Below are 25,479 nucleotides of genomic sequence, written 5' to 3'. Positions count from 1 at the left end.
AGAACAATTTCTCCCATCGCATATTTCAAATACTTTCCAGTTTTTCCTTCTGCAAGTAGATTTTGTCTAATTTTTCTAAAGAATTTTATCATTGGTTAGCGGTTGGTTATAATGAAGCACAACGCCGGAGCTATGATTAGTTGCGAAAATGTCCGCAGGATGTTTCCAGCGTAGTAGCTAAGTTAGTGATAATTGCGAGAGATTTTCCGTGAGGAAAATGGGAGCGATTAATTATAGGTTTTGTTGTAAAAAGTGTTTTTTTACGTCTTGTTCACGACCTGCTTGCGTTCTGTTAACGTTGCTTGCGTATTGCCACCCCGGTAGGGGGAAGTGATCGTTCTACTTGCGAATCGTTCCTCAGAGATTGGAAAGTTTTCTCATACCGATTCCGAAGTGCTTGCGAACTGAAACAGTCGCCAATGCTTAAGTCCATATTCCGTAAAGATTTGCAGCGTTTTTTACAGTTATGTATCCAATTTAAACTTACTCAACATTTTTTACAACGGTTGGGCTAAGGTTCGTTGCTGTGATTCGTCCGAAGGACAATCCAGCCGAACCTAAAGATAGCTTTTTGCGCAGGATTTCCGTTTAGGAAATCCGCAAGCAATGAATTTTAGCCTTTGTTGTGAGCAGTTTTTATTTCTTTCACTACGTTTTCAGTCCCGAAATCAAAGTCCAATTTTATTGAGTTTTTATTGTCCTTATTCATTCGGGTTATTGACTTTATGTCATCGATGTGATAATAAATCTTTCCAATTTCAAATTCCGCATCCAATTCCGCGATTTCTTTCTCAAATATCCAGTAATTTTTAACCACTCCTATATATGTCCGTCCGATGACACTTTTTGTACTCCGCTCAACTTTTATTTCGTTGTCCTGATACAAATATTCTGGTTGCGGATTAGGAATCATAAATGCATAAATACTCAAAATCGGAACGCCCATTGGGAATAAACTTAGGAGTGCAGTTATGCCCAAAACAAGTCCATAAATCCTAGCCCATTTTTTCCTGAATTGTCCAAAAATCACGATGAAACTCAGAACGAACCAAGTCCAGAAAAGAATTTGGTCCGCCAATTTAGTGGCTAGGGTAATACCAGCTGTTAGATATAAGATTAAGTCCGCCAGTAGCAGAATTGTAAGGCCAATGTATATTTTGGTTAAAAGCTTCATTCAAATTGCTCACAACGGCCGGGCTATGAACAGTACGGGAGCAAACTAGCGTTTGCTTTCCGCCACGCGCATAGCGAAATCTTTTTGTTTTGTTTTTTCTTTTTTCCGTCCAAAGCAAAATCCAAAAGATTTTGCGGACATCATAAAAATACGCAAACCATTCGTTTAAGCCCGAAGCCCGTATTGTTTATAGGTTTTGTTGTGCAACGTTTTTCTGCGCAATAATTATTCCGTTCGAGTTTGAAGTCCGATGTCTTTTTTGAATATCAAACCCACAATTCCAATAGTTAATACAATATGACCCAAGGCAATCATCATTCTACTGTCAAAAGCAAATGCGCCCAGTCCATTTCCAATAACTCCCATAATCACTAACATTGACCACATTGTTTGAGTTTTTATAAATTTTCCAGCGTGCGCCGTCAGACCTAAATAAAACAAAGCAGGTCCGATAGTCATAAAAGGAATTCTAATAGATGGTCTTTCCATTATTTGTCTTGTTAACTTGTCCATTCCCTCAAAGTCAGTTCCATAACTCCACCATAAGAAGTCTATTGTTGCTTGTCCGATTAGAGCAACTATACCTAAAGAAGTCAAGATTGTCGCTAAGTTGCTAAAAATATTATTTGAAAAGATATAGTTTAATGCCAAGCACAACAATGCGCCAATTAACAATAACCAATGAGCATAGTCAATCGGTTGCTGATTTTGTATAAATTCATTTCCTCCTAAGAGTAATATTTGATTGAGAATCAAAAAAACAAGTCCGATTGTAGCTAAATATTTTGATTTCATTATTCTAGTCCAGTTGGTTAACGTACTCTAAACTCCAACTTTTTCGAAGTCTTAAACATTTTTTAATGCTGAATTGTGGAATAATGCTGATGGATTGTCAAAATGTTGCACAACGGTCTAATATAAACGTCTGTGCGAAGCAGAAATGCAGGGCATTTCGGCAGTAGCACAAGGCGTTACACTTTTTAGTTTTTTATATTTCGGCTGTAAAATAATAAAATTTGTAACGCCGACCACACAAATACACAACTGCTTTTGCTCAAACACAGAAATTAGCATTGCGTTTATATAGTGTTAGCGCATGTATGTTTTTTGCCCACAACGTTGCTCTACGCAGTCTCTGGCGCACGTCAGACTTAGCAGCGTCTACTAACATTTATCTACTTCACGTCAGATTGATTTGCTTGCAGAAAAAGATGAACTTTGAAATTAAAAACAAAATTTTGCAGAATTGCGAGACTTACTTCACGTCAGCCGTATACGCAGCTATTTATAAAGTACGAACTTTAGCAAATAAACCGCAAAAGCGTACCGCGATAAACACAAAGTTTTTATTTTCTTTGAGCTTTTGCACTTTTTTGGGTTTGGTAAAATAGAGTGGAAGTAAACCCGAAAATTGATTGCGAAAACTATTTGCGCTAACGTTAAATATAAACGTCTGTGCGGTGAAGAAATTCAGCGAATTTCAAGCTAGCACAAGGCGTTACACTTTTTATTTTTTGAAATTGATTCGGTTTAAAAATAGTAAAATTTGTGACGCCGACCTCACAAACACAAAACTCCTTTTGCTCAAACACAGAAATTAGCATTGCGTTTATATAGTGTTAGCGCATGTATGTTTTTGCCCACAACGTTGCTCTACACAGTCTCTGGCGCACGTCAGACTTAGCAGCGTCTACTAACATTTATCTAGCGCACGTCAGACTTAGCAGCGTCTACTAACATTTATCTAGCGCACGTCAGACTTAGCAGCGTCTACTAACATTTATCTACTCCACGTCAGACTGATTTGCTTGCAGAAAAAGATGAACTATAAAGATAAAAACAAAATTTTGCGGAACTGCGAGACTTACTTCACGTCAGCCACACACGCAGCTATTTATAAAGTACGAACCTTAGTAAACAAACCGCAAAAGCGTACCGCGATAAACACAAAGTTTTTATTTTATTTGAGCTTTTGCATTTTTTTGGATTTGGTAAAATAGAGTGGAAGTAAACCCAGAAATTGATTGCGAAAACTATTTGCGCTAACGTTAAATATAAACGTCAGTGCGGCGAAGAAATTCAGCGAATTTCAAGCTAGCACAAGGCGTTACACTTTTTTGTTTTTTATATTTCGGTATGAAAATAATAAAATTTGTAACGCCGACCTCAAAAACACAAAACTCCTTTTGTTCAAAACACAGAAATTAGCATTGCGTTTATATAGTGTTAGCGCAAGTAAGTTTTTGCCCACAGCGTTGCTCTATGCAGTCTCTGTCGCACGTCAGACTTAGTAGCGCTTACTAACATTTATCAAGTTCAAATCAGACTGAATTGCTTGCAGAAAAAGATGAACTTTGAAATTACAACCAAAATTTTGCGGAACTGCGAGACTTACTTCACGTCAGACATATACGCATCTATTTATAAAGTACGAACTTGAGCTAATAAACCGCAAAAGCGTACCACGATAAACACAAAGTTTTTATTTTTCCTTGAGCTTTTGCAATTTTTTGGATTTGGTAAAATACGATAGAAAATAAACCCGAAAATTGATTGCGAAAACTATTTGCGCTAACGTTAAATATAAACGTCAGTGCGGCGAAGAAATTCAACGAATTTCAAGCTAGCACAAGGCGTTACACTTTTTAGTTTTTTATATTTCGGTATGAAAATAATAAAATTTGTAACGCCGACCTCACAAATACACAACTCCCTTTGCTCAAAGCATTAAAAAGCATTGCGTTTATATAGTGTTAGCGCAAGTAAGTTTTTGCCCACATCGTTGCTCTACTCAGTCTTTAGCGAACATCAGACTTAGCAGCGTCTACTAACACTTATCTACTTCACGTCAGATTGATTTGATTGCAGAAAAAGATGAACTTTGAAATTAAAAACAAAATTTTGCGGAACTGCGAGACTTACTTCACGTCAGCCACACACGCAGCTTTTTATAAAGTACGAACTTGAGCAAACAAACCGCAAAAGCGTACCGCGATAAACACAAAGTTTTTATTTTTATTTGAGCTTTTGCACTTTTTGGATTTGGTAAAATACGATAGAAAGTAAACCCGAAAATTAATTGCGAAAACTATTTGCGCTAACAATTGGATATAGTTATTAACTATATCTCACTTATAAAAACTAAGATAACAAATCCTTTATATCCATAAAGGATCTATTCGCTACGTGAGTATAAATTTCGGTTGTTTTGGTAGAACTATGACCCAAGAGAAGCTGAATATGTCTTATATCGGTTCCGTTCTCCAGAAGATGTGTGGCAAAGCTATGCCTAAGGATATGAGGAGTGACTTTTTTGCCGATACCAGCTTTTATTGCTGCTGAGTCAATTATTCTTAGAACACTTGTAACACTATATTTGACGCCTTTTGGACCTTCAAAAAGATACTTCGAGGGTCTATATTCCTTGTAATATTTCTTAAGGTCTTTTAGAATGTTGGGGCTGAGAATACTGTATCTGTCTTTGTTTCCTTTGGCATTCCTTATGTGTACCATCATTCTTTTACTATCAATGTCCGTGATCAAAAGATTCAGCAATTCACCCCGGCGAAGTCCCGAAGAGTAAAGAAGACCAACGATACATTTATGCTTTATATTATTGGTATGCTCCAAAATGCTTACTACCTCCTCCTTGGAAAGCACGCTTGGTAGCTGCTTTTGCTTTCTTGGTCTTTCGATGGAATAGAACCTATTTGGCATTCCATGTACCACCTCATAAAAGAATTTGATACTGTTTACTGCCAGATTTACATAAGAGTTCGATTTCCCTTCTTGAATCAACTTCTGCAAATAGTTACTGACTTCCAACTCATTGAGGTCAATCGGATCGGTATCATAATAGTGATTTATAAATGCTTCAAAACAGGAGACATAGTTTCGAACTGTATTTTCTGAATATCTTTTAAGTTCAAGTTTTAGAAGATAAGCTTCAGGGCAAAGTTTATGACCTTTTTTAGGACGTCGATTTCTATAGCGGTTAAAATCAACTTCGGCGTTTTCCTTATTTATGGTTCGTTCAGTGAAAAAATAATTTCCGTTTATCCACGCCACTCCGCGAAAAGTTTTAAATACTAACTCAAGATTGGATTTGTTGTTCGGGATATAAAACATACCAAAGGTTTTGCTCCAAGATACATTTGGCAATGAATCGACCAAGGCCTGTATAACCTTGTTGGTATTATATTGAAGACCAATGCATTTTCGATTATGGATGAGCAGATGTTTCAGGGTTATACTGTGCTTAGTATTCATAATATATGTTTTGGCCAAAATAAGCGTTCCGATTGGTTTAATCGTATCTTATACGAATAGAATACGTATAATGATTAGCTAAACTGTTTATTATGAGAATACATAAAGAATGTTTTCATTGCGGTAAAAAGCTGGAAGGTAGGACGGACAAGAAGTTCTGCGATTCACATTGCAAGAGTGCTTTTCAATACAAAAAGGAAAAGCAGAATCCTCATAGGTTTTATAATAAGGTGGATAACCAGCTTAAGTTGAACCGAAAGATACTAAAGGAATACAATAAAGGGGGTAAGGTAACAATTAGATCTAGCGTTATTTTGGAATTAGGTTTTAACCCGAACTTCTTCACACATTATTGGAAAAACCAAAAAGGGGACGTCTATCTTTTTGTTTACGAATATGGTTTTCTGAAAACGAACGAAAACGGCAAAGAAAAATATGTCTTGGTGACTTGGCAGGATTATATGGCGAAATAGTTTCGATTTTATTTACAACCATTTGACATGAAATATATTTAAATAATAATATATTAAAAAAAATCAATTTGTTGTACCTATGTTGTACCCAGAGCATAAAAAAAGGCTTCCGAAAACCGGAAGCCCTTTGTTTATTAGTAGCGAGAGCGGGACTTGAACCCGCGGCCTCCGGGTTATGAATCCGACGCTCTAACCAGCTGAGCTACCTCGCCATATATAATTGTTTTTAACGGCCAAACCGCAAAAGGCTTGTTTTAAAACGGCTGCAAATATAAAGTTTAATTTTATGTCCATCAACAATAGCAACTTAAAAAATAATAGTACGCTTTTATTTTTTTATCATTTAGAAATATATATATTGGTCGTTATTAAGATGTAGGGAATGGACGATAAGGTAAAATTTGAAATAGAATACGTAATACAATCATCACCTCAATTGCTGTACCAATATTTGGCAACACCTTCTGGGCTATCGGAATGGTTTGCGGATAATGTGAACTCCAGAGGAGAAAAATTCATATTTATTTGGGACGGGGCAGAGGAAGAGGCCAAACTTCTGAAAAAGAAATCGGATGAGTTTGTTCGCTTTGCCTGGGAAGAGAACGATGATGACTCTTATTTTGAAATGAAGATAATAGTGGACGAGATTACGAAGGATGTGTCTTTGTTCATAACGGATTTTGCCGAAGATGACGAAGTTGAAGAAGCAAAAATGCTTTGGGGCAATCAAGTGGGTGACCTAAAACAAGTATTGGGTTCAAAATAAATAACGGTATTTGCAGTATCTTTGAGCCCTAATTTTCTAGGGCTTTTTTTATGGTGAATTTTAATGGACAATTGGTTGATGAAGCATTAAATTATCTTAATCACAACAATCGCGGCCTACGGTACGGTGATGCTCTTTTTGAAGCTATGCGGGTCGTAAACGGCCATATCTATTTTTTAGAAGACCACTATTTACGATTAATGTCTTCCATGCGCATTCTTCGTATGGAAATACCAATGGCTTTTACGTTGGAATTTTTTGAAGAAGAGATTTTAAAAACGATTGCTTCCAGTAATCTTTCCGAAAGTGCAGTTCGGGTTCGTTTTACGGTTTTTAGAAATAATGGCGGACTTTACGAGCCCAAAACCAATGATGTTTCCTATATTATTGAAGTAAAAGAGTTAGCGAATCAATTTTATACGTTGCAAGATGGAAGTTATGAGGTAGAACTTTATAAAGATTTCTATATCAATAAGGATATGCTTTCCAATTTAAAAAGCAGCAATCGCATTATAAATGTTGTCGGAAGTATTTTTGCCAAAGAAAACGATTATGAAAATTGTTTATTGCTAAACCATGAAAAACAGGTAGTTGAGGCTTTAAACGGAAACTTATTCCTAGTCTCCGGAAATAAAATTAAAACACCATCACTTAAAGATGGTTGCCTAGATGGTATTCTTCGCAAAAAACTTATCGAAATCTTGGTGAAATTAGAAGAATACGAATTTGTTGAGGAACACATTTCGCCTTTTGAGCTTCAGAAAGCTGATGAGCTTTTTATAACAAATGCTATTAGCGGAATTATTTCAATTACAAAATACCGCAAGAAAAATTTTAAAAATACAGTAAGTTCCAGTTTAATAGGAACGCTTAATGCATCGGCAAGATTGGGAGTCTTTAAACCTAGTTGAGACTAGGATTTTCGGGGGCATTGGACCATAAGAGGTAATCTCCGCCCAATTCTACCATTTTTTCCTTCCATATGGCTACAGAGGATTTTTTTATGATTTGGCTCTCATATTTATTATCTACAACTATCCATGATTTGGAAATCAGCTCTTGATCTAATTGTAGGGATGACCATCCGGAATAACCTAAAAAGAACCTAATATCATCTTCTGAAATTGTTTCGGCATTGATGAGTTCTACCGTTTTATCAAAATCACCGCCCCAATAGATACCGTCGGAAATCTCGATACTATTATCAATTAGATGCGGGACTTTATGAATAAAATAAAGATTGTCCTGTTCTACAGGACCGCCATTATAAACTTGAAAAGGGATGAGGATTTCTGTGACAAGATCTGTTATTTGGTATTCCAAAGGTTTGTTGAGAATAAAACCAATAGAGCCTTCCTCGTTATGTTCAGCCAATAAAACCACTGACCTGTTAAAGGATACATCACCGGTCAACGAGGGTTCCGCAATCAACAATTTCCCTTTTTTTGGCTTTAACTCTACCATAACACGTTAGTCTTATGCTATCTAAAATAAGATAAATCCTATTAAATGCAAAAATCAATGAAATAAAAAAAGCGCTTTGTACAAAGCGCTTTTAAAATACATTGACTGTATGGATTAGTTTACAGCTTTGCCCAAATCGGCACCAGCTTTAAACTTAACAACATTCTTAGCTGCAATTTGGATAGTTTTTCCAGTTGATGGATTTCTACCTTCTCTTGCGTTTCTCTTAGATACGGACCAAGACCCGAAACCTACCAAGGAAACACGGTTTCCTTTTTTCAAAGAACTTTCAACATTTCCTAAGAAAGACTCTAATGACTTCTTTGCTGCTGCTTTTGTGATGCCAGCGTCAGCTGCCATAGCATCAATCAATTCTGTTTTGTTCATAATGTGATTAAATTAATTGTTGTTAAATAATTTTAAACCTTCAACAAATTTATATGGATTTACGACGAACACAAGTAAAACGTAGGGAAATCCCCCATTTTGTTGATAACTCAGAGGGTTTGTTGATAAAGTAAGTGTTTTTTTACGTTTCTCGCAGCCCAATAAGGACGGGGCTTTAGCTCACATATGCATTTTTTGACAATTTTAGCCCGTTTAAAACATCTTTAACGTCCATTTTTCTTTTTCCCTGAAGTTGTATTTCCTTTAAGTTGATAAAGCCATTTTCTACCGCTACTTTAATTTCCTTTTTATCAAAAACAAGCGAACCATTTTTTAGATGATGTGTATCGCCTATCATCTCTGATGCATAAATTTTTAATAAGGTTGTTTCATTGTCATTATATAATGTAGTCCAAGAGGCAGGGTAAGGACTTAACCCCCTTATAAAGTTATAAATTTGTTCCATAGGCCAATTCCAATTTATTTCACAGGTATTCTTATGGATTTTATGGGCCAATTTTAAATCCTGGTCGTTGGGTTGTATCGTAGTTTCAAAGTTACCATTTGCTATACGTTCAACCGTCTTAAGCACCGAATCAGCACCTAATAACATAAGTTTATCATGTAACGTTCCCGCGGTATCTTCTTTGAGGATGGCAATTTCTTCTTGTAGTATGATTGCCCCCGTATCTATTTTTTCATCAATAAAAAACGTGGTAGCCCCAGTAGTTCTTTCACCGTTAATGATGGCCCAGTTAATGGGGGCGGCACCTCTATATTCTGGCAATAATGAAGCGTGTAGATTAAATGTACCGTATTCGGGCATTTGCCATACCACTTTGGGCAACATTCTAAAAGCAACGATGATTTGAAGGTTGGCTTGTAACGCTTTTAACTCGGACAAAAATGTAGCGTCCTTTAAATTGGTCGGTTGTAGAACGGTCAAATCGTGTTCGTTGGCATATTTTTTTACGGCGGACTCATTTAATTTTCTACCTCTTCCCGCTGGTCTGTCCGGAGCCGTAATCACTCCTACGATATTTTTATCTGCCTTTAACAAGGCATCCAATATTCCTACCGCAAAATCGGGAGTCCCCATAAACACTATTCTCAAATCCTTCATGTTCTAATTCAATTCGTATTGATTCTTCTGATTTATTGTAATTTTCCCTTCCTCCAACATTTCTCTGAGTGCTGTAAGTGTCGATTTTTCCTGCCCCTTAAAATGCGCGATGATTTCCCTTGACGTGCTGGGTCGGTTTTGTAAAAATGTCTTTATATTTTCATTGATATCGATGTCAATTTTTGCACCTGATTTATTTTCTAGACAAACATCGCAAATACCGCATTCAATTGTTAACTGTTCTCCAAAATAGCCGAGCAATTGTTGGTTTCTACAAGTATTGCTATCCTTTATATAGGCAATCATTTTCAGAACCTGTTTTTCCTTTATTTCATTTTGCACGGTTATTTGTGAAGCAAACTGATTTATGGTACGGTCATCTTCCCTTGGCACAAGAAAAGTGATTTCTAAATCATTATGGGCTTGTTTGTACAGAATGATTTCATCTTTTGCCAGTTGTTCCAGCTTTTGTAAGATTTGAGTTTCTTTTAAGTTCAGTTTTTTGGCTAGGAGAAACGTATTAATAGTAGTTTCAAATTCAAAAATACCACCATAGGTACGCAAAACGGTTTTTACAAAATCGTCCAATCTTTTATTTTTTTGTAAGTAGATCAAAATTTGTTCCTTATCCGTGACAAATTGAACGGTCGATTTTTTGGTAAACGATTCTGAGAGTGCTATCACGGAGTTCCTGTCAAGGATTTGCAATCCGTTATAACATAGAAATGAATTTAATTGATACGTTGCGCAAAACGCATTGAAGTTTAAATGGAATTTCTCCCCATGACCTTCCCCATAGGCAATCTGAAAATAATTGCTGAGTTTACGGTATAGCAGTTTCACGAAGCCAACATCTGGCAAAACACTTAAAAACTGTTGCTTTACCTGAAGCTCATCGGCTTGGTTGGTCAATAGGATCGCTTCGGCATATAAACCATTTCTCCCTGCTCTTCCAGCTTCCTGGAAATAATTTTCAATGCTGTCAGGAATCTGATAATGAACGACCATACCCACATCTGGCTTGTCGATACCCATTCCAAAAGCATTCGTAGCAACAATTACGTTCACTTTATTTTCCAACCATTCGTTCAATCTTGTTTTTTTCTCGGTTTCAGTGATGCCTCCGTGGTAAAATGTAACCGTAATTCCCGCTGATTTTAAGAAAGACGCCAACTCTTCCGCTAATCGTCTTGTTCTTACATAAACAATGCCGCTGGTTTTTAATGCTATACAATATTGTTTTAATGTATACTTTTTGTCTTCTTGAATTTCGACCTTAAAACTGATATTCTTTCTCAAAAAAGAATCCTTTACGACCAAAGGTTCATTTAAATTTAAAGCGGATATAATATCTTCCGATACTTTTTTTGTTGCTGTGGCGGTCAATGCAATTATTGGAATTTCCACATGTAGTTCCCTTAATATGTTGCATTCCAAATAGGCGGGCCTAAAATCATGACCCCATTGCGAAATACAATGTGCTTCGTCTATCACAAAAAGATTCACGGGCATTTGTTCTATCCGCTGTTGCACCAACTCTTGTTTGAGCCGTTCTGGGGAGAGGTACAAAAACTTCACGTTTCCATAAATGCAATTATCCAGAAGATGGTCCACTTCCTCAAAACATAATCTACCGGACAGCCCTACCGCTTTTATACCAAGATTTTTTAGCGTGTCTACTTGGTTTTGAATTAGGGCGACCAAAGGAGAAACAACAATACAGATACCTTCCTTAAGCAATGCGGGAATCTGAAAACAAACGGATTTCCCACCGCCCGTAGGCAATAACGCCAAAACATCATGACCGTTCAAAACGTTATTGATAATATGTTCTTGGGAACCTTTGAACGTAGTGTGGCCCCAGTATTCTTCTAAGATTTGAACAGGATTACTCCCTTGCATCTGCTTTGATAATATTTTTAGCGAAGGATAATCTTTCAGCTTTGGTCCCGGTGGGCACTTCTATGGGACGATAACCCAAAAGCTTATAGGTGTTTTCCAGTGCGTGGTGTATTTCTACAGCTTCCCGATAATTTTCCAAGCGTTCATTGTCCTGCACATAGATGGCTTCCCATGGCGGTAATAAGAGAACCATATCATATCTATTTTCCTTACAAGGTTTTATAAAATCTTCCTTGTAGGGTTGCTTAAAATAATCCATATAGGCTAGGACGTCTGGCATTCCACGATCAAAAAAAATAACCGGTTCCTCTAACGTATCGGCTTTTTGGTAATGCCTTAATCTACCTTCTAACAATTGTTCATTAAAGGTATAGGGGTCTTTTATGAATGCTAGTGGATTTGTTTTGATTTTATTTTCCGAGCCATTTTTTTTTGCTTCCTGTGTCATGTCCCGTACAATCTCATGAAAGCATAAAGAACCGGAATCTTCCAAGGATTGAATAAGTGCCGTTTTCCCAGTGCCCGGACCCCCTGTAACTACTATTTTTTTACCTTTCACCACCGCCAATTTATTTCACAAAAGTAGGTAAACCCTACCTATTATAAAACTGCCATTTTCCACTTATCTTTGTATAAAATTTCATGTATGGAAGCGAATAAATCAGAGGAGTTCTACACAAGATTAAGAGCGCAATTAATGGATACGAATACATGGCCGTCCGATTATTTGTATAAATTCATAGTGCTATCCGATGATGACAAAATAAAACAGATTCACGATATATTTGATAATACCGGAGCGGTAATAAACTCCAAAAAATCAAAAAAAGGAAAGTATACGAGTGTTTCTGTCACTGTGAATCTTTCCGGACCAGATGCCGTAATTCAAAAATATAAGGAAGTAGGGGCCGTAGAGGGAGTAATATCGCTCTAAAATAGTATTTGACCTATAATTTTCTTAATTTGCCGCCGTTATAATAACAATTCTTCAACATTTTTAAGATAAATTTTCCAATTTGGATTTAGTAGATAACCTCGAATACAATACAGAGCGTCCACAACTTATTATACCTGAGTACGGGCGACATTTTCAAAAAATGGTAGACCATGCGGTTGCCATAGAAGACCGTGACGAACGTAACAAGGTGGCAAAGGCCATTATCAGTGTCATGGGAAATATGCAGCCCCATTTAAGGGACGTGCCGGATTTTCAACACAAACTTTGGGATCAGATGTTTATCATGTCAGATTTTAAATTGGATGTTGATTCCCCATTCCCACTAACTTCAAAAGAGGTATTGCAACAACGTCCAGATCCTTTGGAATATCCGCAGAATTTCCCGAAATATCGTTTTTATGGCAATAATATCAAAAGAATGATAGATGTTGCGGTACAATGGGAAAAAGGTGACAAACGCTCAGGTTTGGAATATGCCATTGCAAACCACATGAAAAAATGTTACCTGAATTGGAACAAGGATGTGGTGGACGATTCCGCTATTTTCAAACATTTATTTGAATTAAGCGATGGTCAAATAGATTTAGCTTCGGACGGAGAGAGCCTTACCGATAGCGGACAGTTTTTAAAAAATAGGATAGCCAAAAATCCTAGGTCCAGTTCCGGTAAGAAAAATCAAAGAAATAATAATCGCGGTAAAAAACGCTACTAAATTTCCACTAAAATAGATGGGAACATTCAGAATAGAGGGAGGACACCAATTATCCGGTGAAATTACTCCTCAAGGTGCAAAAAATGAAGCCTTACAAATTCTTTGTGCTGTACTTTTAACACCAGAAAAAGTTACTATAAATAATATTCCGGACATTGTAGATGTCAACAAACTTATTTCCTTGCTAGAAGATTTGGGGGTAAAGATTCAGAAGAAAGGAAAGGGCTCCTATACCTTCAAAGCGGATGATATAAACCTGGAATACCTGCAATCCGATCAGTTCAAGGAGGACGGTAGAGGCTTGCGAGGGTCCATTATGTTGGTAGGGCCTTTATTGGCCCGTTTTGGAAAAGGATATATCCCCAAACCTGGAGGCGACAAAATAGGCAGAAGACGTCTGGATACCCATTTTGAGGGGTTCATAAAGCTTGGAGCAAAATTCCGTTACAATAAGGAAGAATACTTTTATGGAGTAGAGGCAGATGAGTTGCAGGGTACTTACATGCTGTTGGACGAAGCTTCCGTCACAGGAACAGCGAACATTGTAATGGCCGCTGTTTTGGCAAAAGGACAAACTACAATATACAATGCAGCTTGTGAACCCTATTTACAGCAACTCTGTAAAATGTTGAATAGAATGGGAGCCAAGATTTCCGGTATCGGTTCCAATTTATTGGTGATTGACGGCGTTTCAAAATTGGGGGGAACGGAACACAGAATGCTTCCCGACATGATTGAAATTGGCAGTTGGATAGGCCTCGCGGCAATGACCAAGAGCGAATTGACCATTAAAGATGTTAGTTGGGACGATTTGGGACAGATACCCTCCGTGTTTAGAAAACTTGGAATCCAATTAGAACGGAAAGGTGATGATATCTACATACCGAAGCATAAGGACGGTTATGAAATACAGAATTATATAGATGGTTCCATTTTGACCATTGCAGATGCTCCCTGGCCCGGACTCACTCCAGATTTATTGAGTATTATTTTGGTGATTTCTACACAGGCTAGAGGAGAAGTGGTTATTCACCAGAAAATGTTCGAAAGCCGATTGTTCTTTGTGGACAAGCTTTTGGATATGGGTGCCAAAATCATTCTTTGTGATCCGCATAGGGCTGCAGTTATGGGGCATGACTTTAAATCGACTTTAAAGGCAACCACTATGACTTCTCCGGATATTAGAGCCGGGGTCTCGCTTTTAATCGCTGCACTTTCGGCGAAAGGAACATCTACTATTCATAATATTGAACAAATAGACCGTGGATACGAAAACATAGAGGAACGTTTAAGAGCTATAGGAGCTAAAATAGTTAGAGTATAACTATTGTTTCATTTCAAATATAATATTTAAGGCTCTTTTCAATTGTTTGAAAAGAGCCTTTGCTTTTTACCCGCTATAATGTATGTATACCAATGATTTAATCAACTACGGTTGCTTATCGGTTAAAGAAGAAGTGAAACGTTATTTGAATTTAATCAAAATCCCAAGACCAAAAATAAGACTCCAAAGTATGGTCCTGATCCAATTATAACGTATAAGTTTATTCAAATGGTTGACATTGAAATCGTTATTTAAAATTTTACGATGTAACGGCACGAAAATAGCGAAGGTTACCGCCCATACGGAAGCAATTAAAACTAATTTGGTTAATGTAAGTATGGAAGTGGAATAAAAGGCATCAAGAAGCGAACAAGCTAACTGCCCAAGCATCAACGGTAGTACCACGTAAGAAACTCTTATCATGTAAAGTTTATGCCATTTTTCTAAATCAAGTAAAGCATAAAAGATGAAACTAGGGTAAATAACGAGCTGCACAAGCCAAATGAGCACTAACGTACCCATATCGAACAATAATGTGATGGAATCCAACAAAATATATTAGCGTGGAAATAAGATTTCTCTCACGGTCGAGAAAAAGGGAAGTACCAAATCGCTCTTATGGTGAAAAACGTTCGATGTATTGAAAAAAGAATCTATTTGACCCATTTTTAATTGTGCAGATAATTCATTCTGTCCGTAATCATAGAAGGCCATGCTCCACTTGTTAAAAAGACGTTTTGTACTGTATTCTTTTTCTATTTCTTGAACTTCATGGTGTCTATCATCTTTGGAAATTTTGTTGAACAGTTTCTGGACTTCGTTTTTTTCCCCTTCCAAAAGCTGTAAAAATTGATTCCGATGGTATAGAAGGCATCCTGTGATACCGTGTTCAGCATTGTATTCATTTGAATCGCCCAACATGCTATAGATTTGGGGCAAATCAAAAGAATCATTCGCCACCGAACGGTAGATAAGCGAATACATGTAACTAAATTGATTGTTTTTTTAAAGATAATCCATTTTTTTGTTCGGTATTAATGAAATTAGGAAATAGAATAACAAATTAAAGGTTTAAACAACTGTAGCGATTTTAAGAAATAAGAGCCAAAAAAACTATCCAATAGAATTTTCCCTATTAAAACTTAAACAAAATAGTCTGCAACGAAATATACTGTTTACTTTTCTACTAATGTTCCATCCGGATATTTGGCAAACCTCCCCTTGGATGCATCGTGTACATTATCGGGATACCGCCAAGGCCATCCACCAAATTGGGTCAAACGGTATTCCTCCATGGCTTTTTGTATTTCGTCTTCGGTGTTCATAACAAAAGGTCCATATTTGGCCACGGGTTCCGCTATAGGTTTTCCTTGTAACACTAATAAGTGTGCGGAGGCATCACCTGTTTTGATTGTAATATCAACGGTTGCCTCTATTTGAATACCATGGTTTTCAGAAACTTTCCGGTCAGCTATCGTAATATCCGCTCCATCGTATAAATAGAGCGTTCTATTGAGATCTTGCGTAGCTTTCGGAAGTACAAAAGAACTATCGGCCTCTATGTGAATGTTCCAAATAGCGACTTCGTTATCTGTATTGGCCGCCCACGAATCAGGTGCCGGTTCAGGAGCTTGGGTTTCCCTAAAGTTTCCCGCAATGATTTTTATGGTTGCATTTTTTTGTTCGATTACGGGAATATCTTCGTGCCATAGCATTTTAAAATGCGGGTCCACAAATTTATTCGCTTTAGGAAGGTTGAGCCATATTTGAAATAATTCCAAAGGATTTTCAGCGTCCGTTTTCAACAAGGGAAACATTTCAGAGTGTTGTACACCGCTTCCGGCGGTCATCCATTGCACATCGCCTAGACCAAATCTGCCGGCGGCACCCAAAGAATCAGAATGATCACAATATCCTTTGTTAACAATGGTAATGGTCTCAAAACCCCTATGCGGATGCGCAGGAAATCCTGGAATGGTTTGCCCGTGATACATGCGCCAACCATCTTTAATGGTGAAATCATTCCCTAAATTTCTTCCTTCCAAAGATGCATCAGGACCTAGTTCGCCGTTTCCCTTCGGATAGTGGTCCAGATGGTATACACAGAAAAGAAAAGGATTTTGGGTTTGCCATGGAAAACCTAACGGAAAGATTTGTTTAATAGGATTGTTCATTGTTTAATCTTCAAGTTTAACATTTTCAATGGGTTCAGTGTGATAAAGCCTTGATTATAATCATTTAACAGATCTATTGAATAGAGATATAGTCTCAAGTACTAAAAAAAGTTATGGACATCGATTGGACTGAAAGTGTACTTTATCAGTGCTCTGCCGTATTAATTTCTATCCAGTAATCATCAGGGTCCTGAATATAAATCTGTTTTACACCATCTGTACGTAAGGTCACGGAATTCTCTTTTCCGGGCCAATCCGAATAGGTGATTCCTTCTGCCTCTAAATGCTTGATGACACCTTCCAAATCCTGTGTGGCCAAGCATAAGTGCATAGACTTGTTTTTCTCAAAAGGCGCGAATTCTTTTTGGATAAGATGCACTTGTGAATTTCCGTTTACCGTGAACCAACGAAATCCAGGTTTTTTATCCGGATGCGGAACTTCTTTAAGCTTTAGCACATTACCGTAAAAGTTTGCACTTTTATCCACATCTTCTACCACTATGGCAAAATGGTCAAACTGAAAATTGAACGATTGCGCTTTTCCAGGGCTGATACCGAGAATTGCCAACAATACAATGAAAAATACTTTTTTTAAAATCATAAACTAACAGATTAGTTTTCTAAAACATCTATTTTTTTCTGGATTTCATCTGCTTCCGCATATTTGGTGTCGCTCGCAGAACGATTTGATTTTGATAAATCAAAAGCTTCTTTCATGAGTTTTTGATACTGCTCTTGCAGTTTTTCCTTTTCCGTTTTCTTTTTGAATAATCTGAACATAGCAATTGTTTTATTCTCTTAATTATCACCAATAGGTGGCGGGCCATCGATCATTGGTTTATAGACTTCGTCACCTTTTCTCATTTTAAATTCTTCTTTTACTTCGTTGACCATTTTAGGGTTTTCGAACAAATCCAACATTGTCATTCCCATAGCCTTGGAAGCATAGACCATTCCTTTATGCCCAATACTCATACCGCCGCAAGCCACTACGGCCCAAGAGTGCCACGGCGTATCTTTTGGGGCAACGGTAACCCCAAGATTAATATTGGGAACGTTCCAACTTACATCACCCACATCCGTAGATCCTCCTCCAGGTGTTTCTTCCGTTTCCTTCAGGGGATAAATTTTACTGTCCATGCCCACTTCTGGTTTACCGGTCGCTTTCTGTATGGCCTTTCCAAAAGCGGTTTCTTCCTCAGTGTAGGAAATAGGGCCTAAGAGTTCCAGATTATTTTGCATAATGGCTCCACCAGAACGGTTCACCAAGGTCTCGTAAATTCCGGAAACCAGGGAAATCTTATAATCCACATCTGCCATAATCGCTGCGCCTTCGGCCATAGCTTTTACACGTTCGTAGGTTGGCAACATAATCTTACGTTTTGGGTCACGTACACGAACCCAAAGTTTTGCATAGTCTGGCACCACGTTTACAACTTGTCCGCCATCTTGAATATGGTAATGTATTCTTGAACTTGGTAAAATATGTTCTCGATAATAATTGATTCCCGTAGTATAGATTTCCAGGGCATCCGAAGCACTTTTTCCGTTCCACGGATCGGCAGAGGCATGGGCCGTTTGCCCATAAAACTCCACGATAAAATCTATGAGGGAAAGACCACTTTGTACATCTGCCTCAATCCCTGCGGAGGGATGCCAGCTTATGTTCACATCCACATCGTCCCAAAGACCAGCTTTGACCATCCATACTTTGGCAAAGTATTTTTCTTCGGCAGGAGTACCAAGAAATTTTACGGTTCCCGTAATTTTTCCGGCATCCATTAATTCCTTAATAGCGATGGCGGCACCTAAACTTGCGGTCCCGAACATATTATGCCCGCAACCATGTCCTGCGGCACCCTCTTTAAAAGGCTCCTTTACGGGAGTTGTCTTTTGCGAAATCCCGGGCAAAGCATCAAACTCGCCCAAAATGCTGATAACAGGTTTCCCGGAGCCGTAAGTCGCCGTAAAAGCTGTTGGGATATCGGCTACGCCTCGTGTAACATTAAGCCCGTTTTTTTCGGCATAATCGGCCAGAATACGTGAAGATTCACTTTCATTAAATGCAGTTTCGGCCAGTGCCCATATGGAATCGCTTATTTTGATAAGCGCTGCCTTGTGTTTTTCTACCGATGCAATTACGGCTTTTTTGTTTTTGGTCAATTTCTGTCCCTGCACGGATAAACAGAGCATCGCAAGTATTAGGGTGAGGCTAACATTTTTCATTTTCTAGTGTTGTTTGTATGTGTTTACTTCCCCGTAAAAAATAAGATTGAAAAAACTATTCTTTAAAATAGGGTACTGCGTAAATATACTATTTTCTGAAGTCCAAAAGAAGTCCGCTTGGCGTGCCATCGGAAACTTTTGTTCTGTACGTAACATTGTCACCATCATTGGGCAAATTAAAATTAGCATGGCATTACCCCAATTCCCGTCAATGTTCAAAAACAATCGAGGTTTTCCTTTGCTGAACATACAATTTTAAGGGACTTTATGCGTTAATATTCAACGCGTTAGACTTAGTTTAATACCAAACCAAAATCTTAAACCAATGAAAAACCTACTTCAATTTGCAATTCTTGCCGTACTCTTAGTTTTTATAAGTTCTTGTAGCTCTACCAATCGTTTGACGATGGGCGTTACTGAACCAGCACGAATACCTTTAAGCTCGGATATTGCTCGTATCGGTATCATTAATAGAAGTATTCCATCCGAAGAAAATAGAGTTTTAAACGAGATTGATAAAATACTGTCCCTAGAAGGCAAAAATTTGGACAAAGAAGGAGCGGAGGCATTAATAACGGGTCTTAAAGATGAATTGAACAGGGGAGAGCGTTTTGATAAAATTGAAATCATTTCCGATGGGGAAGCACAACGAAAAGGTCTTGGCGTTTTTCCGGCTGCACTTTCTTGGGATACGGTCGAAAAAATCTGTAAGGAACATGATGTGGATATTCTTTTTTCTTTGGAGTTCTATGACACGGATACGCAGGCGGATTATGAAATGACCATGGTCACCATTCCCAATAATCTAGGAATTGAAGCCAAAGTACCAGGCCATAAAGTAGCATTGAATACGGTTATCAAAAATGGATGGCGGATATATGACCCAGTAGGAAAAGTGATATTGGACGAGTATACTTCTAGGGATTATATAGTTTCCAGAGGAGCCGGAATCAATCCGGTTAAAGCTATAGAAGCCGTTATTGGCAGAAAGGAAGGTGTTCAGCAAGTAAGTGCTGATTTGGGCACTCAATATGGTCGTAATACAAAGCCATTAAGAAGAAGGGTGGCCAGAGATTATTTTGTTCGAGGAACCGATAATTTTGTCATCGCAAAACGTAGGGCTCAAACTGGAGATTGGGACGGAGCTGCAGATTTATGGGAACGTGAACTGAACAATCCAAAAATGAAAGTAGCCGGGCGTGCTTACTATAACATGGCGATTATAAATGAAATTAACGGGGATTTGGAAAAAGCCATAGATTGGGCTTCTAAAGCGTATTCGGATTATGGGAATAATAACGCGCTAGGATATGTAAACATTTTAAAACGAAGAGCTGCTGAAAAGCGCGAATTGAAACGGCAACTTTCTAGATAATAAACAGTGCTGATCAAGTTCTTTAATACATTCTTACTTACTTTTTACAATTTTTAAATAGTATATAGTGTAGGATTTATAATCTAGCGTATTAATGTCCTACTTAAACGTGCGTGTCCCAAACGGGTCGTCCGGGTAGGGTGTGCTTATCCAAAATTCTAATATTTTCGGCCTGTATCTTTTTCTGATTTTTATATCTATAAAGTGTTTCGCTGGCAGATTTTCTCGCTTCTTCCAACACGACTATGGGTTCGGGATAATCCCTATTCAATTTAAAATTGAGAAATTCGGTTTCCATAGGTGGAATTTTCCACGGTTCATGTATGTATTGTGACGGTAGCCGTGCCAATTCAGGAACCCATTTTCGAATAAAACGACCCTCGGCATCGTGTTCTTTACTGTTTTTGATGGGGTTGTAAATTCGAATGGTATTGATACCCGTTTCACCGGCTTGCATGTTCAATTGCGGAAAATGGATACCCGGTTCAAAATCCAAAAAATTCTGTGCCAAATGCTCGGTACAATCTTGCCAAGGTTGCCATAATAAATGGGTGAAGAACGATGCCAATATGGCTCTGAGCCTAAAGTTTATAAATCCTGTGGTGATTAAACATCGCATTGCCGCATCCACCAAAGGAACGCCCGTTTGACCCTCTCGCCATGCTTTTTGCAAATGGGGCTTTACAGGTTTTTTCAGTTCATGAAATCCCTTATTGATGCTTTGGAACTCCATAGCACCTTCCATTTCAAATTTTTGAATGAAATGCGCTTGCCAACGCATACGGGAAAGAAAAGCGTTTAAATTTCTTTTATGGTTTTCCTTGTTTTTATGATTGGCTACATATTGGCATACTTGTCTCGTAGATAAATTGCCCCATGCCAGATAGGGGGATAGTCTGCTACTGTGTAGTCGAGAAGTAGATGGAATGGAGTAATGTTGATTATAGCCTCCGATGCGTTTGTCCAAAAAAGAATCCAGATACTTTACGGCATAGGAAGTGCCACCTTGTTGTATGTTCTTGTTTTTTTCTGTTTTAAGAGATATGGGGTTGAAATTATTTTTTGCAAGGGTTTTGACCTCTGCAATCGTGAAAAACTCACCCTTCTCCATATTTGGTTTGTTCAAAGGCCGATTTATAAAGGTAATCCAGTCATTCTTCCATTGTTTTCTGTTCTTTATACCTCTAAAAACACCATTCTGTACACTTTCTTCCCAAATGACCGTACGGTTATTACACCACTTTGCGACACTCTTATCACGGTCATAGGTAATCTTCATACCTGTTTCTTGATATGAAAATAGATTTGTTATCCTTTCATGTTCGTGTAGCTTTTCAAATATTTCAAGAATATCATCCTGTACTACCAGCACTTGAGTATTCCAAGGTAACAGCTGTTTTTGAAGATTCTGAAGGCTTTGTTTAATAAAATTGATGTGTTTCTCACTGTAATGGGCATCAGCTATCCAAAAAGGTTCAAAACTGTATAGCAAAAGAATTCTTTCTCCAGTGGTAATGGCCTTCACCAAGGGTTCATGGTCCATCAACCTTAAATCTCGTTTGAACCAGACCACTACCATTACGCTACAGCTTCCTTGTAGGTTTTCAAACAGCGCTCCCGAGCCATTTTGTGGTCCACCATTTTATCGGGATAGGTAAGCTCCTGTAATTCCGGTACCCATTTATTAATGTATTCTTTCTGTTTATCAAATTTATCCACTTGGGTCATTGGGTTGAATATCCTAAAGTAGGGAGCAGCATCAACACCGCTTCCAGCTGCCCATTGCCAGTTCCCCACATTGGAACTCATGTCATAGTCCAACAATTTTTCGGCGAAATAAGCTTCTCCCCAACGCCAATCTATAAGTAGATGCTTGCATAAAAAGCTTGCCGTTAGCATGCGCACCCTATTATGCATGTAACCGGTGGCATTTAGTTCTCGCATGCCCGCATCAACAAGGGCATAACCGGTTTGTCCGTTTTTCCACTTTTCAAACTCCTCTTCATTGTTGCGCCATTCAATACGGTCATATTTAGAACGGAAAGCTTTGTCCTTGGTATGGGGGAAGTGCCACAGGATTTGCATAAAGAACTCTCTCCAGATCAATTCGCTCCAAAACACCTCATTTTCTTCGGATATCGCCTTTTTCATCATTTTACGAACGGATACGGTTCCAAATCTTAGATGTGGCCCTAGTCTGGAAGTTCCATTTTCTTTGGCAGGAAAATTACGGGTATCCTCGTAGTTATTAATGAGGGTAGGGGTTACGGTATAATCAGGGACTTCTATCTTAGATTTTTCAAACCCCATGTCGGCCAAACTAAGGTTTGGAAGTCTAGAGTGTTTTAGAAGATTATCTAGATATTGACTCGTATAATGGATTTCTAAATGTGTGTCCGGATCAAAATTCTCTTTCCATTTGTTCTTATAAGGTGTGTAAACTACGTATGGGTCGCCATCATCCTTTACCACTTCTGATTTTTCAAAGATTACCTGGTCCTTATACGTTTTGAAATCGATGTCGTTTTCATCAAGAAACGATTTTATTTTTTTGTCTCGCTCCTTTGCATAAGGTTCGTAATCATGATTTGTATAAACCGATTGTACATTGAAATCCTTCATTATGGTTTGAAAAACCTCCAAAGGTTTCCCATAATACATCGCAATGGAACTATCATGGACATCTTGGATTTCCGACCTCATTTTTTGTAAGGTTTCAAAAATAAAAGTGACCCTGGCATCATCTTTTGGCAGTTTGTCTAGAATTTCCTTATCAAAAATAAAAATAGGTAGTACGGGAAGGTCATCCTTTAGGGCTTCTAAAAAGCCAATATTGTCGTCCAAACGTAAATCCCGCCGAAACCAAAAAACCGAAACTTCCCTGTCCTTAGTCATTTAATTAACGTTTAAAGTTGATAATCCACCGTCTACGCCTAAAACTTGTCCTGTTACCCAAGAACTTTTATCGCTTAGTAAAAAGACTGCCAAATTAGCGATGTCTTCCGCTTCACCATAGCGTTTCATTGGATGCCTCTCCGACATCATCTCGCGTTTTTTGTCATTGTTCAACAATCGGCCCGCCAAAGGGGTGTCTACTAAAGAAGGTGCAATACAATTTACACGGACTTTTGGGGCATATTCCGCCGCCAGGGACTTGGCAAAGCCCTCAATGGCCCCTTTTGCCGCTGCAACGCTGGTATGGAAAGGCATCCCGGTACCTACGGCAACGGTACTGAAAAAAACCATACTTGAGCCCTCCGCCATTTTGGGCATGATGCTTTTCATCACATTGACCATGGAAAAGAAATTCAGTTCCATTTCTTCCCTGAAAGCCTCTATGGACAACATTTTAAACGGTTTTAAATTGATGCTTCCCGGACAGTAAGCAAATCCATGGATTTCATCGGGCAATTGCGATTCGTCCAAAGTGTCTTCGGTAGCATCAAAAGAAATATGTTTTACTTCAATACCATCCAATTGTTCATTGGTACGGGAAGCTACATGAACCTTGTAATCATTTTGTAACGATTTGGCCATTTCAAAGCCTATGCCATGTGAACCACCGATTAGTACTATATTTTTCATTTAAATGGATTTTAATGTAAGTTCACTTTTATGGCCTTCCAATTGACCAAAAAGTTCGTTTAATTTTGTTTCTCTGTATTTAAAAATTTTTGTCAGTTGTTTTTTTACCAAAACAGGATGTACCAATTGTCCTAATATTCCGAAAGGAACTTTATAATCAATAATATCTTCCATTTCTACACCACCATCAATTTCTTTTATAAAATGCTTGTGATGCCAGAGCGCATATGGACCAAAAAGTTGTTCATCAACAAAGTATTCGCCATGTTCCACATGTGTAATTTCACTCACCCATTTTGTTGTGAAACCCGGAAAAGGATTTACCCTATATTGAATAATTTGTCCAGGAAACATGGGCCTGTCCGCTCCGTCCAAGATATGGAAACCCATATGTTCAGGGGTAATCACCTTTAAATTTTTTGGGTTTGATAAAAATTCCCAAGCTTTTTTTTTAGAAATGGGAAAAGCTTGTTTGGAATGTAACTGGTATAATTTCATGCCTTAATTTGCTCAAATATAAGCGCAATATTGTTTAACATAAAAAATAATTAGTTAAACAATATTAAAATTTATTGCTCAACAAGATAATAGTGCTGTCTATCTTATGGCTGTGGTACGGTAGAAAATGCCCCTTTAGTTATTTAAGACTTTGTTAACAAGGCAGATATGGCTTTATATTTAGCTTTGTGTAAACAAAAAAACAAATAACTAATGAACAAAGTAGTACTTTTCCTTTTAGCCATTGTGGCCTCATTATCTTTGGAGGCTCAAATAAACACACCCGCTCCAAGCCCATCATCTAAATTGATGCAAACTGTAGGGTTGACCGAAGTTATGGTCGATTATTCTAGACCTTCCATGCGCGGGAGAACCATTTTTGGCGATTTGGTTCCTTATGATAAATTATGGCGTACAGGCGCCAATGCTTATACTAAAATAAGTTTTGATACCGATGTTACTATTGCAGGACAACCGGTAAAAGCTGGAACGTATTCTATTTTTACAAAACCTGGAAAATCCAACTGGGAAGTTTTTTTCTACACTGATACAGAAGGTGGAGGAACACCTAGAGATTGGGACGAAAGTAAAATAGTAGCGAAAGCCACGGTTCCTGTTTTTAAAATGGACGACACGCCTATTGAAACATTCACCATTACTATTGATGACCTTACCAATGAAGGTGCCAACCTTGGCCTAATGTGGGAAAACGTTTATGTTGACGTTCCTTTTGGAGTGCCCTCCGACGAAACGGTATTAAAACAAATTGATAAAGTTATGGCTGGCCCCGGAGCAGGAGATTATTATGCAGCCGCCGTATATTACTTGGACCAAAATAAGGACATCAACAAAGCCAAAGAATGGATGGATAAGGCCATGTCCATGGTTGATGAGCCACGTTTTTGGCAATTGAGACAGCAGTCTTTGATTTTAGCGAAAGCCGGTGACAAAAAAGGTGCCATAAAAACTGCCAAAGAATCCTTGGCAAAAGCAGAAGAGGCAGGGAATGCGGATTACGTAAAATTGAACAAAGACTCCTTAAAGGAGTGGGGTGCAATGTAACCTTAAT

General features: G+C 38.1%; 25 protein-coding genes and 1 tRNA gene. 8 read left to right on the top strand and 18 right to left on the bottom strand.

Translation table 11 applies throughout. The features are described from left to right. Positions 1-613: 613 nt before the first annotated feature. The 3 genes from ACKWBX_RS11680 to xerA all read right to left on the bottom strand — a co-directional run bounded on the left by ACKWBX_RS11680 (position 614) and on the right by xerA (position 5,443). Entirely contained in the window at positions 614-1,174 is a 561-nt protein-coding gene (locus tag ACKWBX_RS11680) for a hypothetical protein (protein WP_413968861.1), read from the bottom strand. A 225-nt stretch (positions 1,175-1,399) separates the two neighbouring features. After that, positions 1,400-1,969 (bottom strand): hypothetical protein, encoded by a 570-nt coding sequence (locus ACKWBX_RS11675; protein ID WP_413968860.1) that lies wholly within the window; start codon positions 1,967-1,969, stop codon positions 1,400-1,402. 2,346 nt (positions 1,970-4,315) lie between these two features. Continuing rightward, positions 4,316-5,443: a site-specific tyrosine recombinase/integron integrase gene (xerA, locus tag ACKWBX_RS11670; protein WP_413968859.1), complete on the bottom strand. Its 1,128-nt coding sequence runs from the start codon at positions 5,441-5,443 to the stop codon at positions 4,316-4,318. A gap of 92 nt (positions 5,444-5,535) precedes the next feature. Between xerA and ACKWBX_RS11665 the strand changes: the two genes are divergently transcribed. Further along, positions 5,536-5,916 (top strand): hypothetical protein, encoded by a 381-nt coding sequence (locus ACKWBX_RS11665; RefSeq protein ID WP_413968858.1) that lies wholly within the window; start codon positions 5,536-5,538, stop codon positions 5,914-5,916. 138 nt (positions 5,917-6,054) lie between these two features. Here ACKWBX_RS11665 and ACKWBX_RS11660 read toward each other — a convergent pair. Next, positions 6,055-6,128 (bottom strand) — tRNA-Met (locus ACKWBX_RS11660). Positions 6,129-6,298: 170 nt separating this feature from the next. On the opposite strand from ACKWBX_RS11660, the gene ACKWBX_RS11655 reads away from it, so the two are divergent. Together ACKWBX_RS11655 and ACKWBX_RS11650 are read left to right on the top strand one after the other, a co-directional pair. Further along, positions 6,299-6,682 carry an START-like domain-containing protein gene (locus ACKWBX_RS11655; RefSeq protein WP_413968857.1) on the top strand — a complete coding sequence of 128 codons (384 nt, stop codon included), beginning with the start codon at positions 6,299-6,301 and terminating at the stop codon, positions 6,680-6,682. 50 nt (positions 6,683-6,732) lie between these two features. Then, a complete protein-coding gene (locus tag ACKWBX_RS11650; protein WP_413968856.1) occupies positions 6,733-7,593 on the top strand; it encodes an aminotransferase class IV in 861 nt (286 codons plus the stop codon). On the opposite strand, the gene ACKWBX_RS11645 is transcribed toward ACKWBX_RS11650, so the two are convergent. The 5 genes from ACKWBX_RS11645 to ACKWBX_RS11625 form a co-directional block, all read right to left on the bottom strand. Continuing rightward, the gene (locus ACKWBX_RS11645; protein ID WP_413968855.1) at positions 7,586-8,146 is read right to left on the bottom strand and encodes a YqgE/AlgH family protein; all 561 of its coding nucleotides are present in this window, start codon (positions 8,144-8,146) and stop codon (positions 7,586-7,588) included. The two genes, ACKWBX_RS11650 and ACKWBX_RS11645, sit on opposite strands and share 8 nt — an antisense overlap. A 114-nt stretch (positions 8,147-8,260) precedes the next feature. Next, positions 8,261-8,533, bottom strand: a complete 273-nt coding sequence (locus tag ACKWBX_RS11640; protein WP_413968854.1) for an HU family DNA-binding protein — start codon at positions 8,531-8,533, stop codon at positions 8,261-8,263. A 175-nt stretch (positions 8,534-8,708) separates the two neighbouring features. Then, entirely contained in the window at positions 8,709-9,656 is a 948-nt protein-coding gene (gene fmt, locus ACKWBX_RS11635) for a methionyl-tRNA formyltransferase (RefSeq protein WP_413968853.1), read from the bottom strand. A 3-nt stretch (positions 9,657-9,659) separates the two neighbouring features. Then, positions 9,660-11,558, bottom strand: coding sequence for a RecQ family ATP-dependent DNA helicase (locus ACKWBX_RS11630; RefSeq protein ID WP_413968852.1), 1,899 nt, complete (start codon positions 11,556-11,558; stop codon positions 9,660-9,662). Then, on the bottom strand, positions 11,545-12,117 hold the full coding sequence (locus ACKWBX_RS11625; protein ID WP_413968851.1) for an AAA family ATPase: 573 nt from the start codon (positions 12,115-12,117) through the stop codon (positions 11,545-11,547). The genes ACKWBX_RS11630 and ACKWBX_RS11625 overlap by 14 nt, the downstream gene beginning before the upstream one ends. Positions 12,118-12,204: 87 nt before the next feature. Here ACKWBX_RS11625 and ACKWBX_RS11620 point away from each other — a divergent pair, with 87 nt between their 5' ends. The 3 genes from ACKWBX_RS11620 (at position 12,205) to murA (ending at position 14,552) form a co-directional block, all read left to right on the top strand. Then, positions 12,205-12,492, top strand: coding sequence for a DUF493 family protein (locus tag ACKWBX_RS11620; RefSeq protein ID WP_413968850.1), 288 nt, complete (start codon positions 12,205-12,207; stop codon positions 12,490-12,492). Between the two features lie 82 nt (positions 12,493-12,574). Then, a complete protein-coding gene (locus ACKWBX_RS11615; RefSeq protein WP_413968849.1) occupies positions 12,575-13,228 on the top strand; it encodes a DUF4290 domain-containing protein in 654 nt (217 codons plus the stop codon). Positions 13,229-13,244: 16 nt separating this feature from the next. Further along, positions 13,245-14,552 carry a UDP-N-acetylglucosamine 1-carboxyvinyltransferase gene (murA, locus tag ACKWBX_RS11610; RefSeq protein WP_413968848.1) on the top strand — a complete coding sequence of 436 codons (1,308 nt, stop codon included), beginning with the start codon at positions 13,245-13,247 and terminating at the stop codon, positions 14,550-14,552. A gap of 558 nt (positions 14,553-15,110) precedes the next feature. On the opposite strand, the gene ACKWBX_RS11605 is transcribed toward murA, so the two are convergent. The 5 genes from ACKWBX_RS11605 to ACKWBX_RS11585 form a co-directional block, all read right to left on the bottom strand. Further along, a complete protein-coding gene (locus tag ACKWBX_RS11605; protein ID WP_413968847.1) occupies positions 15,111-15,536 on the bottom strand; it encodes a BLUF domain-containing protein in 426 nt (141 codons plus the stop codon). A gap of 191 nt (positions 15,537-15,727) precedes the next feature. Next, complete coding sequence (locus ACKWBX_RS11600; protein ID WP_413968846.1) at positions 15,728-16,726, bottom strand: pirin family protein; 999 nt, start codon at positions 16,724-16,726, stop codon at positions 15,728-15,730. A gap of 145 nt (positions 16,727-16,871) precedes the next feature. Further along, positions 16,872-17,327, bottom strand: coding sequence for a VOC family protein (locus tag ACKWBX_RS11595; protein WP_413968845.1), 456 nt, complete (start codon positions 17,325-17,327; stop codon positions 16,872-16,874). 11 nt (positions 17,328-17,338) lie between these two features. Continuing rightward, positions 17,339-17,506, bottom strand: coding sequence for a Lacal_2735 family protein (locus ACKWBX_RS11590; RefSeq protein ID WP_413968844.1), 168 nt, complete (start codon positions 17,504-17,506; stop codon positions 17,339-17,341). A gap of 18 nt (positions 17,507-17,524) precedes the next feature. Further along, on the bottom strand, positions 17,525-18,952 hold the full coding sequence (locus ACKWBX_RS11585) for an amidohydrolase (protein ID WP_413968843.1): 1,428 nt from the start codon (positions 18,950-18,952) through the stop codon (positions 17,525-17,527). A 325-nt stretch (positions 18,953-19,277) separates the two neighbouring features. Here ACKWBX_RS11585 and ACKWBX_RS11580 point away from each other — a divergent pair, with 325 nt between their 5' ends. Continuing rightward, positions 19,278-20,327 carry a DUF6340 family protein gene (locus tag ACKWBX_RS11580; protein WP_413968842.1) on the top strand — a complete coding sequence of 350 codons (1,050 nt, stop codon included), beginning with the start codon at positions 19,278-19,280 and terminating at the stop codon, positions 20,325-20,327. 103 nt (positions 20,328-20,430) lie between these two features. Here ACKWBX_RS11580 and ACKWBX_RS11575 read toward each other — a convergent pair whose 3' ends face one another. Genes ACKWBX_RS11575 through ACKWBX_RS11560 form a run of 4 tightly spaced genes read right to left on the bottom strand, consistent with a single transcriptional unit; the run spans position 20,431 to position 24,410 of the window. Beyond that, on the bottom strand, positions 20,431-21,906 hold the full coding sequence (locus tag ACKWBX_RS11575; protein WP_413968841.1) for a cryptochrome/deoxyribodipyrimidine photo-lyase family protein: 1,476 nt from the start codon (positions 21,904-21,906) through the stop codon (positions 20,431-20,433). Then, the gene (locus ACKWBX_RS11570) at positions 21,906-23,222 is read right to left on the bottom strand and encodes a cryptochrome/photolyase family protein (protein WP_413968840.1); all 1,317 of its coding nucleotides are present in this window, start codon (positions 23,220-23,222) and stop codon (positions 21,906-21,908) included. The genes ACKWBX_RS11575 and ACKWBX_RS11570 overlap by 1 nt, the downstream gene beginning before the upstream one ends. After that, on the bottom strand, positions 23,223-23,912 hold the full coding sequence (locus tag ACKWBX_RS11565; protein WP_413968839.1) for an SDR family NAD(P)-dependent oxidoreductase: 690 nt from the start codon (positions 23,910-23,912) through the stop codon (positions 23,223-23,225). Further along, a complete protein-coding gene (locus ACKWBX_RS11560) occupies positions 23,913-24,410 on the bottom strand; it encodes an SRPBCC family protein (RefSeq protein ID WP_413968838.1) in 498 nt (165 codons plus the stop codon). Positions 24,411-24,623: 213 nt separating this feature from the next. On the opposite strand from ACKWBX_RS11560, the gene ACKWBX_RS11555 reads away from it, so the two are divergent. Further along, positions 24,624-25,472, top strand: a complete 849-nt coding sequence (locus ACKWBX_RS11555) for a DUF2911 domain-containing protein (RefSeq protein ID WP_413968837.1) — start codon at positions 24,624-24,626, stop codon at positions 25,470-25,472. Positions 25,473-25,479 lie beyond the last annotated feature (7 nt).

The sequence above is a fragment of the Maribacter algae genome (assembly GCF_047345745.1).
In the GTDB taxonomy this organism is placed as follows: domain Bacteria; phylum Bacteroidota; class Bacteroidia; order Flavobacteriales; family Flavobacteriaceae; genus Maribacter.
The sequence above is the reverse complement of the archived record's forward strand: the minus strand, read 5'-3'. Positions and strand labels throughout refer to the sequence as shown.

What these genes read in the sequence shown, in the direction of transcription:
- ACKWBX_RS11680 (WP_413968861.1), bottom strand. Translation starts at nt 1,174, where the DNA reads ATGAAGCTTTTAACCAAAATATACATTGGCCTTACAATTCTGCTACTG.
- ACKWBX_RS11675 (WP_413968860.1), bottom strand. Translation starts at nt 1,969, where the DNA reads ATGAAATCAAAATATTTAGCTACAATCGGACTTGTTTTTTTGATTCTC.
- xerA (WP_413968859.1), bottom strand. Translation starts at nt 5,443, where the DNA reads ATGAATACTAAGCACAGTATAACCCTGAAACATCTGCTCATCCATAAT.
- ACKWBX_RS11665 (WP_413968858.1), top strand. Translation starts at nt 5,536, where the DNA reads ATGAGAATACATAAAGAATGTTTTCATTGCGGTAAAAAGCTGGAAGGT.
- ACKWBX_RS11655 (WP_413968857.1), top strand. Translation starts at nt 6,299, where the DNA reads ATGGACGATAAGGTAAAATTTGAAATAGAATACGTAATACAATCATCA.
- ACKWBX_RS11650 (WP_413968856.1), top strand. Translation starts at nt 6,733, where the DNA reads ATGGTGAATTTTAATGGACAATTGGTTGATGAAGCATTAAATTATCTT.
- ACKWBX_RS11645 (WP_413968855.1), bottom strand. Translation starts at nt 8,146, where the DNA reads ATGGTAGAGTTAAAGCCAAAAAAAGGGAAATTGTTGATTGCGGAACCC.
- ACKWBX_RS11640 (WP_413968854.1), bottom strand. Translation starts at nt 8,533, where the DNA reads ATGAACAAAACAGAATTGATTGATGCTATGGCAGCTGACGCTGGCATC.
- fmt (WP_413968853.1), bottom strand. Translation starts at nt 9,656, where the DNA reads ATGAAGGATTTGAGAATAGTGTTTATGGGGACTCCCGATTTTGCGGTA.
- ACKWBX_RS11630 (WP_413968852.1), bottom strand. Translation starts at nt 11,558, where the DNA reads ATGCAAGGGAGTAATCCTGTTCAAATCTTAGAAGAATACTGGGGCCAC.
- ACKWBX_RS11620 (WP_413968850.1), top strand. Translation starts at nt 12,205, where the DNA reads ATGGAAGCGAATAAATCAGAGGAGTTCTACACAAGATTAAGAGCGCAA.
- murA (WP_413968848.1), top strand. Translation starts at nt 13,245, where the DNA reads ATGGGAACATTCAGAATAGAGGGAGGACACCAATTATCCGGTGAAATT.
- ACKWBX_RS11605 (WP_413968847.1), bottom strand. Translation starts at nt 15,536, where the DNA reads ATGTATTCGCTTATCTACCGTTCGGTGGCGAATGATTCTTTTGATTTG.
- ACKWBX_RS11600 (WP_413968846.1), bottom strand. Translation starts at nt 16,726, where the DNA reads ATGAACAATCCTATTAAACAAATCTTTCCGTTAGGTTTTCCATGGCAA.
- ACKWBX_RS11595 (WP_413968845.1), bottom strand. Translation starts at nt 17,327, where the DNA reads ATGATTTTAAAAAAAGTATTTTTCATTGTATTGTTGGCAATTCTCGGT.
- ACKWBX_RS11590 (WP_413968844.1), bottom strand. Translation starts at nt 17,506, where the DNA reads ATGTTCAGATTATTCAAAAAGAAAACGGAAAAGGAAAAACTGCAAGAG.
- ACKWBX_RS11585 (WP_413968843.1), bottom strand. Translation starts at nt 18,952, where the DNA reads ATGAAAAATGTTAGCCTCACCCTAATACTTGCGATGCTCTGTTTATCC.
- ACKWBX_RS11580 (WP_413968842.1), top strand. Translation starts at nt 19,278, where the DNA reads ATGAAAAACCTACTTCAATTTGCAATTCTTGCCGTACTCTTAGTTTTT.
- ACKWBX_RS11575 (WP_413968841.1), bottom strand. Translation starts at nt 21,906, where the DNA reads ATGGTAGTGGTCTGGTTCAAACGAGATTTAAGGTTGATGGACCATGAA.
- ACKWBX_RS11570 (WP_413968840.1), bottom strand. Translation starts at nt 23,222, where the DNA reads ATGACTAAGGACAGGGAAGTTTCGGTTTTTTGGTTTCGGCGGGATTTA.
- ACKWBX_RS11565 (WP_413968839.1), bottom strand. Translation starts at nt 23,912, where the DNA reads ATGAAAAATATAGTACTAATCGGTGGTTCACATGGCATAGGCTTTGAA.
- ACKWBX_RS11560 (WP_413968838.1), bottom strand. Translation starts at nt 24,410, where the DNA reads ATGAAATTATACCAGTTACATTCCAAACAAGCTTTTCCCATTTCTAAA.
- ACKWBX_RS11555 (WP_413968837.1), top strand. Translation starts at nt 24,624, where the DNA reads ATGAACAAAGTAGTACTTTTCCTTTTAGCCATTGTGGCCTCATTATCT.